Here is a 16871-nt window from a genome sequence, read left to right as displayed (position 1 = left end):
CCATACTAGCTAAAGACTTGATTTGCAAAGTGATAGCACTTGGCGAATGCACTAACAGCTTACATACCTGGATACTGCCGCAATGGCTGGGCCCATTGTTGTGCGCCCTTTTTGTTGGCACTTTCATTCTTTGTCAATGATGCCAATGCCCAGCAATTAAGCTTTAACAAAGAACAGACCGACAACAGCCTGGCCCTTTCCTACCGCTGGCGCGATGCCGACAAAGTCGAACACCAAATTGCCTTTAACCTCGACAAAAGCAAGATCTTCAATCAGTTTCGCAATCTGAAGTCGTATCAGCCGCAAATAGCCCAGCGCTACATTATGGTGGCCATGCAAAAGGCGGCTCAGCAGGTGGATCCGCGCCAGGCCAGAGTACAAGTGCGTAAAGTCGGCCAGGATGTGCGCGTGGAGATCAAAGGCGCCTCGCCGTTGTTACAGCAAAAATGGGAAGAGACCTTCAGAACGCTGCGCCACACTGCCTTCGACGATTACCTGGCAACGAACTACTATGCCCGCTTTCAAAGTTATTTAGGTCAGGAAGGGATCAAGCCGGATCACGCCCGCTATTCCGCCGAAAGTGCCGAGCCCCTGCTGCCCGCCGCACAGGCGCTGTATGAACTGCTGCTGGACAACAGCCAGCCGCGGGCCTATGTGAACCTGTTAATGGGGTGGCTGCAGACCATCCCTTACAGCCCATTGGAAAACCGCATCGACTCTAACGGCGCCGGCTTTTTACCGCCCTCAGGCGTGCTGCTGAACAATATGGGGGACTGTGACAGTAAAACCACCCTGGCGGTGACCTTGCTGCGCTCCATGCTACCGAATATGCCGCTGGTGTTTATCTACTTGCCGGATCACGCCTTACTTGGTCTGCAACTGCCTTATCGTGAGCAGGATGCCACCATTGAGATTGAAGGCATGCGCTACCTGCTTGCCGAGCCCACGGGACCTGCGTTGATGCCCATCGGTGAAATCGCCGCCACCAGCAAAGCGGCTATACAGGGCAATATGTTCAGTTATGAACGGGTATCAGCGGCTCAGTAACAGGGCTAAATCAGCTTCATTGGAAAAGGGCAAAAGCTGCCCATCAGGCAACATCAATACCGGTGCCAGTCCCACAGCCATGCGATAAGCAAAATAGCTGTGTTCGCGCAACACTTCCGCAATGTCGCAACTTGCAGCGGGTATCAGTTGCGTATCCTCACCAATAACCACATCCGGCAAACCCTGACACCAGGCCTTGGCATAGGGCGGCTCGTACAAACTAGTGATCTCAGCCGGTAAGGCTAACAGGCTGACCGTTATGCCAGCTGCATTGAGTTTTGGGATAGCCTGATGTAGCGCCTGACAACGTTCACAGTCCAGGTCAGTAAAGGCATAGAGATGTTGCTTCTGGGTCTTTGCTTGGTAGGTCAGCATGCTGTCGTTAAACTGCGCTATCCCTTGGGCGCGAAGCGCTTGGCGACTTCTTTCCGTGAGGTTTTCTCTGCCTTGCTGCAGATCCAGGATCTCGCCCATAAACAGGGCATTACCATCCTGTTTAAGGTAGAAAAAATGATAGCCGCCCTCGGCTTGCAACCAACCCGGTACCACCGAAGGCGTCAGCGAGCTTAGATGCCAATTACGCAGCGGAATAAGGTGAGCAAGATCATGGGCTTTTAGCAGGGCATTGCTGAGCATAGATTTTTGCAGATCCAATGCGGTGCGCCGACCGCGTAAGATCTGCCCGTCGGGCAATACCATGGTCGGTAAACCACCGATACCAATATTGTCGCCCAATCTCTGATGAGAGGCTAAATCCAGCTTGCAGTCGGGGCTTTGCACGTTGCCATCGGCCATCAGTGTGGTCACTGCCGCCAGCGGATCATCGGCGCACCAGGCGGCTTTTAACTTATCGAAACCGCGACTCCCGGGTCCCTCCAGGGGGTAAGCCAGGTATTTTACGGTCAGGCCCAGGGCTTTTATCTGTTCACGCTGGGAATGCAGATAACGACAATGAATGCAGTCCAGATCGATAAATACATAAATGGCCTCATCGGCACCACCATCGGCAGCAGTGATCATCTCTGCCTCGACGGCCTTAAAAGCTTGCCTGTCGGTGATTTCCACCTCGTTGCGGGGCCTGTCTTCCAGTTGCCGCATATAGCCTTTTAATAAATAGCGTTTATCCTCTGATAAGTAGTAAGACGCATAGGGGGTCTTGGCGTGCAGCAAACCGCTTTGCGGATCCTGGCTGAATTGGGCCAAAGACAAATCAAACAACCCCAGGGCCTGTTCAAGGATATCCCCGGCGCTAGCCACGGAGGTAAAAGACAGACAAAGTAACAACAAAGACTGAGTGAACAGACGCGCAAGCATGATGGGCTTTAGACTCGTTTATGCGGTGGTAGAAAAAGGCCGGCACACAGGCCGGCCACTATTCTACAGATGTTCTTCGGCAAATTCAGCCAGTCGGCTTCGAACCACACCATCAAGGTTAATGGCCGCGCTGCCGGAGAAGTTTTTGAATTTCTCTACCAGATAGGTCAAACCTGAGGTCACCGGCGACAAATAGTTGGAGTCTATTTGTGCCAGGTTGCCGCTACAAATCAGCTTAGTGCCCTCACCACAGCGGGTGATAATGGTTTTAAGCTGCGAGGCGGTGAGGTTCTGGCTTTCATCCAAAATGACGATGGCATTTTGGATGGATCGCCCACGCATAAAGTTAACCGATTTAAACTGGATATTGGCTTTTTCCATGATGTAACTCATGGAGCCTTTGACGTTCTCATCGTTTTTATGCAGCACTTCCAAGGAGTCCGTGATGGCGGCAAGCCAGGGGGCCATCTTCTCTTCTTCGGTACCGGGCAAGAAGCCAATGGACTCGGCGATCTCCGGGGTGTTACGGGTGACGATGATCTTGTCATACATCTTACGCTCTACCACCATCTCCAGGGCAGCGGCCAAGGCCAGCAGCGTCTTACCGCAGCCGGCCGGACCGGTCATGATCACCAGGTCGATGTGGGGGTCAAGCAACGCATGCAGTGCCATGCCCTGACCGATATTTTTAGGGTGTACCCCCCAGGCTTTTCTGGACATCAGTCGCTCATAGCCTAAGTCGAGGATCTCCAGAGTTTCAGAGGTCATATCCTCGACGATGGCGGCAAACTGCTTGCTGTCATCAATCAGAAACTCATTAATATAGGCATCGGGGAAGACCTTGCGATCGATGGAATGCACCACATCACGTCCTTCGGTATGGCTTTCCACCGACTTGACCTTATCCCAGAAACTGCCTTCGAATCGGTGATAACCACGACTTAAGTATTTGATATCACTGATTAACTGGTCAGTACGGTAATCCTCTACATGGGCCAGGCCAGCGCCTTTGGCCTTAAGCCGCATATTGATATCTTTGGTCACCAGCACCACTTGGCGCGGCGCATTGCGCTGTTGCAGGTGCAAAGCCGCATTAATAATGCGGTTATCGTTCTCGTTGCTGGTAAATACCTGTTGTGACATGGGCATGCCATGGTCGGAAAAGATCGAGAAGCGTCCTGTCGGCGCTGCCGCACCGGAGCCTAGTCCCTTCAGATTCACCCCAGCAGTAAGCTCTTCCGGGGTGGCTTCGTGCAGCACATCTTCCATAGCGCGAATGGAGATTCTGGCATCCCGTGACACATCTTTTTTGCTGTCTTTGATGTAATCGAGTTCTTCGAGCACTGTCATCGGAACGACGACATCATGTTCTTTAAAGGAAAGGAAGGCGAAAGGTTCGTGAAGCAGAATATTGGTATCGAGGACGTAGATCTTGGTATGGTCTTTTTTTCTAGCCATTCGCATCTCCGGCTGTGTAGAGCGCTGATGAGAGGCGTCTGATGGCACGCCAATCCTGCGCCTTTGCTAGGTTCCCTCAGTCCCGGCAGTCCTGTAGGTTCTCGCCTTTTCTGCGTCTTTTACAGCAGAAGTACGAGCCCCGCTGGCATCCTCATAGGTTATCCAATGGAGAAACCCGAATGGAGAAACCCGAATGGGACAGCCTGACAGTTCCACAATAAAACACTTTACCTACCATTGCTATTAATTAATGAGGGCATTTTAGCAAGCGCAAAAGCGCAGCAAATTGGCCTATGCTTCGATGGTATAAGGATGAAAAAAGGCACCGTGAAAATTGCCCAAGCCCCAAAACTCCCTTAACATTGCGCGCCCCAAAATCGCATAGGAGCCATCATGTCTTTCGCCCTGGGCCAACGCTGGATCAGCAATACCGAATCTGAACTGGGTTTGGGTACCGTTGTGGACTGTCAGTCCAGAACCGTCACCCTGCTGTTCCCTGCCACTGGCGAGAGCCGCACTTACACCCTGGCCACTGCGCCACTGACCCGAGTCACCTTTGAGGTGGACGATAAAGTGCGTAGCCATGAAGGTTGGCAAATGTTGGTAGAGCGGGTGGAAGAGCTGGATGAGCTACTCACCTATCATGGTAAGCGCCTGGATAATCATAAAGAGGTGGCGCTGCGTGAGACCATGCTGGACCATCATTTCCAGTTGGACCAGCCCGAACAGCGGCTTTTCAGCGGCCAATTTGACGACCCCAAATGGTTCGATCTGCGCCTGGGCTGCCTTGAGCATCAACATCAGCATCAAAGCTCGCCCTTGCTGGGCATGACCGGCGCTCGGGTGGATCTGATCCCCCACCAATTACATATTGCCAATGAAGTGGCTTCCCGTTTCGCCCCTCGTGTATTGCTTGCCGATGAAGTGGGTCTGGGTAAAACCATTGAAGCGGCTTTGATTCTGCATCGTCAAATTCTGACCGGTCGCGCTTCCCGCGTTCTTATCCTGGTACCTTCCAGCTTAGTGCATCAGTGGTTGGTGGAAATGCGCCGCCGGGTCAACCTGGCCTTTGCTATCTTCGACGAGGAGCGCCTGGAGTCCTTGCTCGAAGAAGGAGGCAACCCTTTCGATACCGAACAATTGGTATTGTGCAGCCTGGATTTTCTGACCAATAACGACAAAGCCTACCAGCAGGCGCTGGCCGCCGACTGGGATCTGCTGATTGTGGATGAAGCCCACCATCTGAAATGGTCCTCTGAAGCGCCATCCAGGGAATATCAGGTGGTGGAAGGATTGTCCGCTATCACCAAGGGAGTGCTGCTGTTGACAGCGACCCCGGATCAACTGGGCCATGAGAGCCATTTTGCCCGCCTGCGTTTGCTCGACCCGGCGCGTTTTCATGACTACCAAGCCTTTTTGGCCGAAGAGCAACAATATGCGTCTTTGGCCAACGCCATCGGCCCGTTACTTGAGGGCCAGGCGCTGGATAACGGGCAGATTGCCGCCATCAGCGTGTTTGCCCCTGAAGAGCAGGCACTACTCAAGCGCATTAATCAGGCCAGTGAAGAAGATAAACAGCGTCTGATTGGCCATCTTATCGATCGCCACGGTACCGGTCGCATTCTGTTTCGTAACAGCCGTGCCGGTATTAAAGGCTTCCCCAAGCGCAAGTTGCAAAGCCATGAACTGCCATTACCAGCGCTGTATGCAGCGTTGCCCAAGGAAGGCGACAAGGCCCTGATTTATCAGTTGACCCCGGAACGCCATCCCAGTGTTCAGGAGAATTGGACCAACGACGATCCACGGGTTGATTGGTTTATTCAACTGCTTCAGCGTCTTAAGGGCGAAAAAGTCTTAACTATCTGCGCCAGTGCCGCCACCGCATTGCAATTGGCAGAAGCCCTGCGGGTAAAATCCGGTATACGTGCCGGGGTATTCCATGAAGGGCAAAGCATTGTAGAGCGTGACCGGGTGGCCAATTTCTTCGCCCAGAATGAAGAAGGCGCGCAGGTGCTGATTTGCAGTGAAATCGGCAGCGAAGGTCGTAACTTCCAGTTTGCCCATCATCTGGCGTTGTTTGATTTGCCATTGGTACCTGATCTGCTTGAACAGCGCATCGGCCGTTTGGATCGCATCGGCCAGAAACAAGATGTGCTGATTCATGTTCCCTATTTTCAAGACAGCGCGCAGGAATCTTTGCTTAATTGGTATCATCAGGGACTCAATGCCTTCGAGCAGACCTGCCCCACCGGTACCGTGGTTTTTGATGAGGTCAAAGACGCTTTGCTGGCCTGCCTGTTACAAAGCCCCGAAGCCGATTTCCCTGCTCTGCTGGCGCAAACTCAGAGCCTGCATCAGGCCTTGAAGAGCAAGCTGGAAGCGGGCCGTGACAAGCTTTTAGAGCTGAATTCCTCCGGACGCAATAAGGTAGGCCCCTTGGTAGAGGCCATTGCTGATATGGATCAATCGCCTCGCCTTGAACGCTTTATGACGCAGCTTTTTGATGGTCTTGGCATATTGCAGGAGGAAAATGATGAATCCAGCTATTTCCTGCGCCCCGGTGAATCCATGGTTAATCAGCTGCCGGGCCTGGATGAAGAAGGCCTGACCATCACTTATGAACGTGCCACCGCGCTTGCCAGAGAAGATGTGCATTTCTTTAGCGCCGATCACCCGATGATCCAACACGCCCTGGATATGCTGTTGACCGATGTACTGGGCAAAAGCAGTATTGCCCTTTCACAAAATAAGGCTCTGGCCAATGGCAGTTACTTTATTGAATGCTTGTTTGTATTAAGCGCCAGGGCCGAGAAAAGTCTGCAATTGCAGCGCTTCTTGCCACCCACCCCAATTCGCATTTGCCTGGATGCCCAAGGCAAGGTGCAAGACATTGCCTTCGGTGCCTTGCAAAGCGTAAATGCCAAGATGGGCCAACAACTGATCCAGGCCCTGGGCAAACCCATTGAGGCCGCACTCGGCAAAGCCACAGGGGCCGCCAATAAACAGGCCGCAGTGCTGCGCCACGAGGCCATGACCAAGATGCAGCAGCAGTGCGGTGAAGAGCTGGATCGGCTACTTACACTGAAAAAACTGAATCCCAGTATTCGTGACGAAGAAATTCAGCATCAGGCCAGGCAACTGGAAACCCTGGGGCAGCTGATTAATCAATCGGCCGTCACCTTGGAAGCCCTGCGTCTGGTGGTGAACAGTCACTGATGGCGCTGATTGACTACCGACCGCCGTTGTCACCTTATCTGCGGATCCTCTATCAGGATGAGGATCTGCTGGTTTTAGATAAGCCCAGCGGCCTGCTGTCCGTTCCCGGTAAGGCAACTGAACACCGGGACAGCTTGCAATGGCGCGCACAGCTGGTATTCCCCACAGCCACGGTGGTGCATCGTCTGGATATGGCCACCTCCGGCATTATGCTGATGGCACTCAATGCGCACAGTCACCGTCATTTATCGCGGCAATTTGAAACACGGCAGACCAAGAAGCGTTATCAGGCAAGGATTTGGGGCACCCCTGAGCAGGAACAAGGAGAGGTCAATCTGCCCCTTATCTGCGACTGGCCAAACCGGCCCAAGCAAATGGTGGATCATGAGCGCGGTAAGCCCGCACTGACCCATTGGCGCAGCATCGCACAAAACGACGCGGAATCCCTGGTAGAGCTGGTGCCTGTCACCGGCCGCTCCCATCAACTTCGTGTGCATATGCTCAGTCTGGGTCATCCTATCTTAGGTGACAGGCTCTATGCCCATGAGCGTGCCCTGACGATGGCGCCGCGCCTGCAGCTACACGCCTGCTATCTGGGGATCACCCACCCAACCAGCGGTATTTGGATGGATTTTCATAGCCCTGCCCCTTTCTCCCTGGGCGATGCAGGCTTACCAGACAGCGGCGCCAGCTTAGAAGATTAACCAATACCAAGTGTTTGATTGATATAAAGTAAATAGATAATTTTCCGATAAGCATTAAAACCTGTTTGGTGCGCTATGAAGTTATCTTTTTTGTCCTTGCTGCTTTTTCTATTATTCGGCGTCACGGCGGCGGCGTCTGACGGGCACCTGCAAGACAATCTCAAACTCAGTGAAGATTTGAAAAATGCCCTGCCCAGTAGCGACTACCGCATGCTGATGGCCGGCGAAGACGAATTTGCCATCCTGCTAAAAGAAAATACCACCCCCATTACCAAGGGAGTGGCGCTGTTGATAGGGGAATTGGGCCCACCTCTTGGTAAAAGCTCTTTGGCCCCCCTTGCAGCGGAACTCAATAAAGTCGGCTGGGTAACGGTGTTGATGGCGCCACCGGACACGGTGTTCTCCTATGAGGAGCCGTCTGCTTCCAGTGCGACTAACGGCACACCAGACACGCAAGAAAATTCATCCATGCCCAAGGCATTTGAGCCTTCCAAACCAATGACCAAGGCGCAATTTGAGCAACATGAAATGGCTATATTGCAGCGCTTACTGGCGTTGCAGGAAATCACCTCGGGGTATCCGGGATTTTTCCTGGTGGTTGCCCAAGGTACCAGTGCCGCCTGGTTGGTAAAGCTCTATGCCGAGGGAAAAACCAATGCCCCCGATGCCATGGTGACAGTAAGCCCATTCTGGCCGTTGCTGGAAGAAAACGCCAAGATGGCAACTTATATGGCTCGCTTGCCAGCGCCACTGTTGGATATTTTCAGTGCCTGGGACAATGACTGGTCTAAATCCCATCGTTTACAACGCCAATTGGCGGTCAAGAAGTCCCTCAAGCTGCACTACCGGCAGCGGGAGATAATCGGCCAGGGACTGCCCGCCCAACAACATCATTATCTGGCCAAAGAAATTTATGGATGGCTGACTGCAATGGGTTGGTAGGGAAACTTGCGCCGCGGTCCCTGATATTCAACCTGAATGTTCATCAACTCACCGAATTTGAATAAATAAATTCAGCCTCAGCCCCCACAATCATTGGGCTTGCGCGCCTTTTATTAAAAGCCGTCTATACTTTTTGAAAGTCGGATGACCAGCAGCCGGCGAAATGGGGCAGGAAAACCCACACGGCATCAGCCGCAGGCGCTGACAAGGGCAACCTCAATCAGCCAGACAATGAAATCAGGACCTTTTCATTGCCACGAAAATCACTATAAATGCGTGCAAATCAAGGTGACGGTGCAAAGTTTTATCAATCGCAAAGCCAAGCAGTTGGCATTTTTTGTCAGGGCTTTCTGGGAACAGAAGATTCCCTATCGCGAGATGGATCTTTACTTTTGGGACACCATGGAGGAATGGAACCAGCTTGCCGCCAGGCACGATGAGCCCTTTTCACAAAAAGAACGGGTGTTTTGGCATCTGTTGCATCAGGTTCACTTCTGGCCGGAAAGCCATCTGCGGGAAGATCCTTATCTTCGTACAGAGTTGACGACCTGCCTGGAGTACCTTGAAGGTGACGGCCAGTATCCGCTGGATTGTGTGGGCGTAAGACCTTAGGCGTGAGGATGATCTGCCGCTAAAAAAGAGCTGCCATTTTTTGCTGTTTTGCTCCAGCATTATCGAGAATTAATTCTCGTTTTCTTCGCCCCCCCTAACACATTGTTATTATTGAAAAATGTTTAAGCATTGCATTTTTATCGAGACCTCGTCTACACTCCGTTCTCACTTTCCCCGCAAAAACACGGCTGAATAAGCCATCCAGCCCTGGCTAACAGGTTGAAATAAAAGGATTTAAGTGAAAGCAATAAGGAAACCCTGCTCAACCCACAGCGGACATTATCGCAAATTAAACCTAATAAGCTGTTATTAAGGCTGTTGTCTTTTAGAACTGAGGCTTTAATGGCAACGTAGTTCGGTGTGCGAACTTAGTGCAACGAAGGAAATATTGCTTCCAATAATCTTTGTTTTAATTGGAATAAATAATGGAAAAGGAGTAATACCATGAAATTAGTCACCAGCTTTGTAACGGCAACGGCGCTGTCGATCAGCCTCAACGCTTTTGCAAGCAAGGTTGAAGCACAAATAGAGATGCTGCTAAATCAGCAAGCCAAGGTCCAACAACAAATTGATAGCCTGTATGACAAAGATGATCTCACTGATGCAGAGTACACCTTGTTGGACCAATTAGAACTCGATTCTGAAGCGCTTAATGACAAGCTAAACAATCTGGAACAACAGCAAGATATGGAAAATAGGGGGCCAGCACAACGCGCTTTTCATGAATACGCAATCCAATTGGGACCCGACATTACGCCAGAACAACAAAAAAAGCTCGATATGCTCGCGGAAAAAGCCAAATCGGAAATGCGTCAGCAAATGCAAGGCAACCTCAACTTACTGTCTCAAAGCGCACAAGGTACTGAAGATCAGATCACGCTACCTGTGTATCCGAATAGCAAAATTATGGTTCACCTGACCCAGGGTGGCACTTTCGATTATGAAGGGGATGGCGTCACTGTTAACACCCTGCCAAGCGCAACATTTGCCACGGCCGATTCGCCAGAGGAAGTGCTTGCATTTTACCAACGCAAACTAAGCAATTATCAATTCAAACAATCTACTGACGACACTGTGCTGCTGATGGAGTCCATGTCACCCGGCTTCGATTTACTCAAAGATATGGAGCAATATGTGTCAACTCAGCATATCGCCATCAGCAAAATCGATGGCAGCATCGTCGGTGCTCCTGGTGCCAACACCAGGATTGAAATCGCTTACAAAAAGTGACGAAAGAACCCGTTTGAAATAGCCTTGTTGTTGACTCAAAGGGCTTTTTCAACAGGGCTAGGGCAAATCAGCCGGCGGCACCAACTGTAAATGAATAAGTTAAAACACCATTGCCAGATTTATACGTAGGGATTTAAGGTTGTGTCAGGTGTTGAGCCTGCCCTGTTGTCCTCTGATGCTGCAACTTCCTTTGGCGTTGAGCCCCACCAGACAAATACCTACGCTCTCGCCTTGGTATGCTTTTGCCCCTTGATTGCACTAGCTATCCATGGCCCAATAGCCTGAATTTCATCATAAAAGTACCGCCTTGCAGTCTTTAGTCCAGCAGCTTCGCCATTTTGGCAATCGCACCATGCTCAGCATCTTTTTGTTTGGCATTGCCTCTGGCTTTCCCTGGGTCATGATTGGCTCGGTAATGTCGGCCTGGCTCAAAGACGCCGGTCTTACCCGCTCTGCGATTGGCTATTTCAGCGCGGTCTTTGCGGTGTATTCGGTGAATTTTCTATGGTCTCCCTTACTGGATAGGGTGCGACTGCCGTTTATAGGAAAGGGCCTAGGACAAAGACGCAGTTGGATCTTCAGCATGCAAATGCTGATTTGCCTGGGTTGCTTCGGCTTGTCGGTGGTGGACCCCACCCAAACCCTGACCCTGGCCGGTTTGCTTGCTCTTGGTATCGCTTTATCGTCTGCCACTCAGGATATGGCGATCGATGCCTACCGTATCGAAAGTGTGGATCCCGAGCATAGCGAGCGTCAGTCCACCGCAGCAGCGATGGCCACTTCCGGTTGGTGGACGGGCTACGCCGGCCTTGGTGCCATTCCCTTTTTTGTGGCCGATATCTCAGGCTGGGCCTGGCCGGACATTTATCAGGTGCTGGCGGCGATGATGCTATTGATAAGCCTGGGTGTGTGGATCGCCACAGAGCCGCCGTCGTACCGCGAACAGCAATATGGTCAGGCGCAGGCCCATTACTTAAAGGCCATTGCCGGACAAGGACATCGCGCAGCCTTATTGTTGCTGGCACTTTCCTTAGCTATCGCCCTGTGCTTTTTCCAGGTCTTTGGTCCTCAGTTATTTACCCAACAGCTTTATGTAATAGCCGCTGTGGTGCTGTTATTGCTGGGCTTCACTCTGCATAGTATGGGCAAGCTATTGCGGGCGACACCGGCAGAGGAGATAAACATCCGTCCTGCCCATCGGATTATCACCTGGCTGCTGGTATCACTGGGTGAGCCGCTTCGCGATTTCTTTTCCCGTAACGGCATGCGCCTGGCGCTGGGGCTGCTGACTTTCGTGTTGCTGTTTAAGCTTGGCGAAGCCATCTTAGGCAGGATGAGCATTGTTTTTTATAAAGAAATTGGCTTTAGCAACGCCGATATCGGTACTTACTCCAAGCTGCTAACCTGGGGCGTTACGGTGGTTGCCTCAGCGATAAGCGGTCTGATCACCCTGCGTATTGGTATTATCAAAGGTTTGTTCTTAGGCGGGCTGGTAATGGCAGCCAGCAACTTGCTGTTTGCCTTGATGGCCAGTGTCGGGCCCAGTAAGCCGCTCCTTTTTGTGACCATCGTGGTGGACGGGTTTACCGCTGCCTGGGGTACCGTTGCCTTTATGGCGTTTATTTCGGTGCTGTGCAACCGCGCCTTTACCGCGAGTCAGTATGCGTTACTGGCCAGTGTTGCGACATTTGGTCGCACTACCTTGGGCGCCTACAGCGGGGTGTTGGTGGATGGTTTGGGGGGGAATTGGCAGTGGTTCTTCACGCTGACTGCCCTGATGGTGCTACCCAGTTTAGGGCTGCTTTACCTGATGCGTGACAAAATCCGTGCTATTGCCGGGGAGCGGGCATAGCCCCTCCCGTCCAAGCCCCAAAATGGCTCAGGTCACCACCACCCGGTTTCGCCCGCCTTCTTTGGCTTTATACAGGCCTTTGTCGGCTTGCTCCAGCCAGGCTCGGTGGTCCTTAAAGGACGCATTAAACTCACAAACGCCAACACTGATGGTAAAGCGGATCTGTTCGCCTTCATGCTCAGCGATAGTCTCTTCCACTGCTTTACGGATCCGTTCGGCAACCAACTCGGCTGCTTTGATATCGGTATCCGGCAGCAAAAGGGTAAATTCCTCGCCACCATAACGCCCGGCCAGATCCGTTTCGCGGATTAAGTCTTTGACTACTTTAGCCAAGGTACGGATAACCTGATCGCCAGTGGGATGGCCATAGGTATCATTGATCTTTTTGAAGTGATCGATATCCAGGATCACCAATGAAGACTTTCCCTGACTGCGCAAACAACGCTTATATTCCATCGCGCTGCACTCTTCCCAGTAACGTCTGTTATAGAGTCCGGTGAGGCCGTCTACCCGGCTGATTTTTTGCAATTGCTGATTGACGGCAGCCAGACGCTGTTTGCTGATCACCTCGTCGGTAACGTCATAAACCACCACACAAAGGTGCTCGATCTCGCCGGAAAGGGAGGGCAGAGGAAACAGCGTGACGTTCTGGTACATAAACTCGGTGGCACTGGTCACCGGACGATAGCTGGCAAAACGGAACAGAAAAGGTCGTTGTTCCCAAATCACGAAGGCCGGACTTTTGAGTTTAAATACCGGATCGGTCTTTTGCCGGAACCATTCCTGGTCAATTTCAGGAAAGAATTCAAACACACTCTTGCCACGGATTTGGCTGGGTAGAATGCCACTGTGGTTATGCATAAACTCATTCCACAGCTTAACTTCGAACTGACGATTCAGCACCACAATGCCTACTTCGATGGAGCCCATTAATTCCATCTGCCAATGGAAATCTTCCAAATCGGCTTTTTGTAAATTATCCATCAGGCTCCCTCACTCAGGCTGACCAACTTTTCAAACATCACGTCCATCGAGTCTTTGGGGAAGAGTAACAACAGATCGAAGTTAATATCGTGATTCTCGATGCTATAGCCGATCTCAATGGCCACGATCTGCCGCCATTTTGATACGCTGTTTTTAATCAGCTGGTCTAAATCACAGTGGCGTCCGAGAATGATGGGGTGATTCTGACTGAACCTGACGTTGAGTTGGTCTGCCAGCGCATTCAAACAGGCACCAATCAGGATATTGGAGACATCCATCAACGCCTCTATTTCCTGCTGTTCACTCAAGCCGCTGTTGTTGTATTTGAGTAATTTCACCAGGCTGGCGAAGTTGGTTTCGTTGAAAATAACCAGCGCCTCACCATTGATGCCGGCACTGATAAAGCCCTGGGAGACCGCTGACACATAGGTCTTATGCTGGATCTCAGCAATGGCCATACGCAGTTCACTGCTTTCAATCAGATTCACATTAGGGATCGGCAAATTAATAAATTCGCCGAGCAGCTGAGCCAAACGTTCGCCGGCTTGCCCCATGGCCACGTTGGCCATTTCCCGGTAGGCGTCCATGGCATCCAGATTGGTTAAAGGTTGCTGTTCATCAACCTCACGGCCGCCACCGCCCCCCGCATGAATACCAAACTGCACCAGCAGTTCGTTGAGCTTTTCTGAATCGACCGGCTTGGCAATAAAATCCAGCGCGCCCATGGCCTTCATACGGTTACGAGCTTCAGCTTGAACATCACCGGAGACCACAATCACCATGGTCGGCAAATCCTGTGCACGGATCTGTTCCATGGTCTGGTAGCCATCGAGCACCGGCATATTCAAATCGAGGAAGGTCAGGTCAACTGTGCCCTGACGAATAAGAGCAAGGGCCTGCTCACCGTTTTCCGCATAATGCAGATTCACATCCCAATCCTTGGGAATCGATCTGGCCATTTGCCGCCTGGCAAAACTTGAGTCGTCACAGATCAGAACGTTCAGGCTCATCTTGACCTCTTACACCTTAAACCGCCACCGGCGCCTTGATATGGGGATGGGCTTGGTAACCCACTAACTCAAAGTCTTCGAATTTGAAACCGAAAATATCTTTTACCTGTGGATTGATCTTCATCTGCGGCGCCGGAAACGGCTCACGACTCAGTTGCAATTTTGCCTGGTCCAGATGATTCAGATACAAATGCACATCGCCAAAGGTATGTACAAAATCTCCTGGCTGCAAATCACAAACTTGGGCCACCATCATGGTCAGCAAAGCATAGCTGGCAATGTTAAAAGGTACCCCTAAAAACACATCGGCGCTGCGCTGATAAAGCTGGCAGGAGAGCTTCCCGTCAAGCACATAGAATTGGAACAGGGTATGGCAAGGCGGCAAGGCCTGGCGTCCGGCGGCGGCATTGTCTTTGGGAGAGAGACGGGAATCAGGAAGTACCGCTGGATTCCAGGCGCTGACCAAAAGCCGACGTGAATCCGGATTGGCTTTAATTTGCGCAATCACATCACTGATTTGGTCAATCACTTCGCCATTGGGACCTTCCCAACTGCGCCATTGCTTGCCGTACACCGGGCCGAGCTCACCCTCTTCAGTGGCCCACTCATCCCAGATACTGACGCCGTTTTCCTTCAGATAGGCGATATTGGTTTCGCCCTGCAAAAACCATAACAGCTCGTGAATAATGGAGCGAAGATGGCATTTTTTGGTGGTCACTAACGGGAAGCCCTGTGACAAATCAAAACGCATTTGATGACCAAACAGGCTCAAGGTACCGGTACCGGTTCTGTCTTCTTTGCGGGTGCCGTGCTCCAGCACCTGACGCATTAAACTGAGATATTGCTGCATGTTATTTTTTTACTTGTTGCTTGCGGTAAGCTCTGATTATCAATATGAAGCCTATCAAAATCATCGGCAAGCATAAAAGCTGCCCCTGCGACATCAAACCACTGTAAAGACCAATGTGGGCGTCGGGTTCACGGAAAAATTCAACGATAAATCTGAAGCTTCCGTATCCCAGCAGGAACAATCCTGAGATTGCGCCAACCGGTCTGCTTTTGGCTGAAAATACCCACAGAATAAGAAACAGCACCAAGCCTTCCAGGAAGAATTCATATAACTGGGAAGGATGACGCGGCAGCGGACCGGCACCAGGGAAAAGCACTGCCCAGGGTACATCGGTGGTGCGTCCCCACAACTCGGCATTGATAAAGTTACCGATGCGACCAGCACCTAAGCCAATGGGTACCAATGGCGCCACAAAATCCCCCACCTGTAACAAGGTGGTATTGGTTTTGCGTGCAAACCACCATAAGGCGGCGATCACCCCAAGCAGTCCACCGTGGAACGACATGCCACCAGTCCAAATCTTAAATAAGTACAAGGGATCGCTAAGGAAATATTCAAACTGGTAGAAAAAGACATAGCCTAAACGCCCCCCTACAATCACACCCAAAAAGGCATAGAACATCAAATCGCTAAGCTGTTCTTTATTCCAGGAAGTGCGACTTAATCTGGTGCTGGCCAGCCACCAGGCGGCCACAAAACCGACCAGATACATCAGACCGTACCAGCGCAAACTGACTGGTCCGACACTGAAAATCACCGGGTCAATCTGGGGAAACTGCAAATACTCTGTCATTCAATCCTATTCCTAACATCGCCGACAACACGGCTAGCTTAAAAACATGCGTAAGCTCACCAGCACTAAAAAGCTGGCGAATATCTTTTTCAGGGTTTGGGTGGGCAGCCTCTGGCTCATTTTGGCGCCCTTATTCGCCGCCAGCATAGAGGTACTGACAATGGCCAGGGTTGCCGGCAAAAACACATATCCCAGGCTCCAGGGGGGCAAATGGTCATTGTGCCAACCAGCCAGCACAAAACTGGCCGTGCCAAACAGGGCGATTACCATACCACAGGCGGCGGCACAGCCAATGGCAATCTTCATACAAACACGAAACCAGACCAGGGCAGGCACCAGTAAAGCACCGCCCCCAATCCCCAGGAGAGCGGAGAGATTGCCGGTGATCAATCCAACGATTACCAATTTGCCATTCCCCAGGCGGGCATCAGAGACCCGGTTACGACCAAATGCCATACGCAGCGCCAGGAACATCACCAATGCGGCGAAGATATTTTTAAGGGTCTCTCCGGGAAGCAAAACCGCCACCTGTGCACCACTGATGGCACCAATGGCAATGCCGATGGCACACACCAGGAAAATCTGCCAATCCAGATTACCCAGGCGCCAATGGGCTAAAAAGGAAGACAAGCCGGTAAAGATAATGGTGGATAAGGAGGTGGCCACTGACATCGGCATCACCAGATCCAAAGGTAAGTGCAATACGGTTTGCAACAGATACATAAGCGCCGGCACGATAATCAGGCCACCGCCAATACCCAATAATCCCGCCATATAGCCCGCTATTGCACCGAGCACTATGCAGCAGAAAATCAGGATAGTGAATGGTTCCATCAACAAGCCTCTTTCTGGTTGGCCA

At 51.5% G+C, this 16871-nt stretch carries 14 protein-coding genes; 7 read left to right on the top strand and 7 right to left on the bottom strand.

Going from position 1 to position 16871, the window contains the following annotated elements; genetic code table 11:
• Window positions 1–111 precede the first annotated feature (111 nt).
• On the top strand, window positions 112–1047 hold the full coding sequence (locus P2G88_RS12180; protein WP_275796315.1) for a hypothetical protein: 936 nt from the start codon (window positions 112–114) through the stop codon (window positions 1045–1047).
• Here the strand turns inward: P2G88_RS12180 and P2G88_RS12175 are convergent.
• Both P2G88_RS12175 and P2G88_RS12170 read right to left on the bottom strand, forming a co-directional pair.
• A complete protein-coding gene (locus P2G88_RS12175; protein WP_275796313.1) occupies window positions 1033–2361 on the bottom strand; it encodes a thioredoxin fold domain-containing protein in 1329 nt (442 codons plus the stop codon). The genes P2G88_RS12180 and P2G88_RS12175 overlap by 15 nt on opposite strands.
• 63 nt (window positions 2362–2424) lie before the next feature.
• Complete coding sequence (locus P2G88_RS12170; protein ID WP_275796311.1) at window positions 2425–3819, bottom strand: PhoH family protein; 1395 nt, start codon at window positions 3817–3819, stop codon at window positions 2425–2427.
• A 393-nt stretch (window positions 3820–4212) separates the two neighbouring features.
• Between P2G88_RS12170 and rapA the strand changes: the two genes are divergently transcribed.
• The 6 genes from rapA (at window position 4213) to P2G88_RS12140 (ending at window position 12375) form a co-directional block, all read left to right on the top strand.
• Window positions 4213–7035 (top strand): RNA polymerase-associated protein RapA, encoded by a 2823-nt coding sequence (gene rapA / locus P2G88_RS12165; protein WP_275796309.1) that lies wholly within the window; start codon window positions 4213–4215, stop codon window positions 7033–7035.
• On the top strand, window positions 7035–7739 hold the full coding sequence (rluA, locus tag P2G88_RS12160; RefSeq protein ID WP_275796306.1) for a bifunctional tRNA pseudouridine(32) synthase/23S rRNA pseudouridine(746) synthase RluA: 705 nt from the start codon (window positions 7035–7037) through the stop codon (window positions 7737–7739). The genes rapA and rluA overlap by 1 nt, the downstream gene beginning before the upstream one ends.
• A gap of 75 nt (window positions 7740–7814) precedes the next feature.
• Complete coding sequence (locus P2G88_RS12155) at window positions 7815–8681, top strand: DUF3530 family protein (protein ID WP_275796304.1); 867 nt, start codon at window positions 7815–7817, stop codon at window positions 8679–8681.
• A gap of 288 nt (window positions 8682–8969) precedes the next feature.
• Entirely contained in the window at window positions 8970–9293 is a 324-nt protein-coding gene (locus tag P2G88_RS12150; protein ID WP_275796382.1) for a hypothetical protein, read from the top strand.
• Window positions 9294–9737: 444 nt separating this feature from the next.
• Window positions 9738–10523, top strand: coding sequence for a hypothetical protein (locus P2G88_RS12145; protein WP_275796302.1), 786 nt, complete (start codon window positions 9738–9740; stop codon window positions 10521–10523).
• Between the two features lie 307 nt (window positions 10524–10830).
• Window positions 10831–12375 (top strand): MFS transporter permease, encoded by a 1545-nt coding sequence (locus P2G88_RS12140; protein ID WP_275796300.1) that lies wholly within the window; start codon window positions 10831–10833, stop codon window positions 12373–12375.
• Between the two features lie 27 nt (window positions 12376–12402).
• On the opposite strand, the gene P2G88_RS12135 is transcribed toward P2G88_RS12140, so the two are convergent.
• The 5 genes from P2G88_RS12135 to P2G88_RS12115 are packed head-to-tail and all read right to left on the bottom strand — an operon-like array spanning window position 12403 to window position 16846.
• Complete coding sequence (locus tag P2G88_RS12135; RefSeq protein ID WP_275796298.1) at window positions 12403–13359, bottom strand: sensor domain-containing diguanylate cyclase; 957 nt, start codon at window positions 13357–13359, stop codon at window positions 12403–12405.
• Window positions 13359–14369, bottom strand: a complete 1011-nt coding sequence (locus P2G88_RS12130) for a response regulator (RefSeq protein WP_275796296.1) — start codon at window positions 14367–14369, stop codon at window positions 13359–13361. Before P2G88_RS12130 ends, P2G88_RS12135 begins: the two co-directional genes overlap by 1 nt.
• 16 nt (window positions 14370–14385) lie before the next feature.
• Entirely contained in the window at window positions 14386–15219 is an 834-nt protein-coding gene (locus tag P2G88_RS12125) for a thymidylate synthase (protein WP_275796294.1), read from the bottom strand.
• Between the two features lies 1 nt (window position 15220).
• On the bottom strand, window positions 15221–16012 hold the full coding sequence (lgt, locus tag P2G88_RS12120) for a prolipoprotein diacylglyceryl transferase (RefSeq protein ID WP_275796293.1): 792 nt from the start codon (window positions 16010–16012) through the stop codon (window positions 15221–15223).
• 33 nt (window positions 16013–16045) lie between these two features.
• On the bottom strand, window positions 16046–16846 hold the full coding sequence (locus P2G88_RS12115; protein WP_275796291.1) for a sulfite exporter TauE/SafE family protein: 801 nt from the start codon (window positions 16844–16846) through the stop codon (window positions 16046–16048).
• Between the last annotated feature and the right edge of the window lie 25 nt (window positions 16847–16871).

It is taken from the genome of Aliiglaciecola sp. CAU 1673 (genome assembly GCF_029223185.1).
Lineage (GTDB): Bacteria > Pseudomonadota > Gammaproteobacteria > Enterobacterales > Alteromonadaceae > Bowmanella.
The sequence above is the reverse complement of the archived record's forward strand: the minus strand, read 5'-3'. Positions and strand labels throughout refer to the sequence as shown.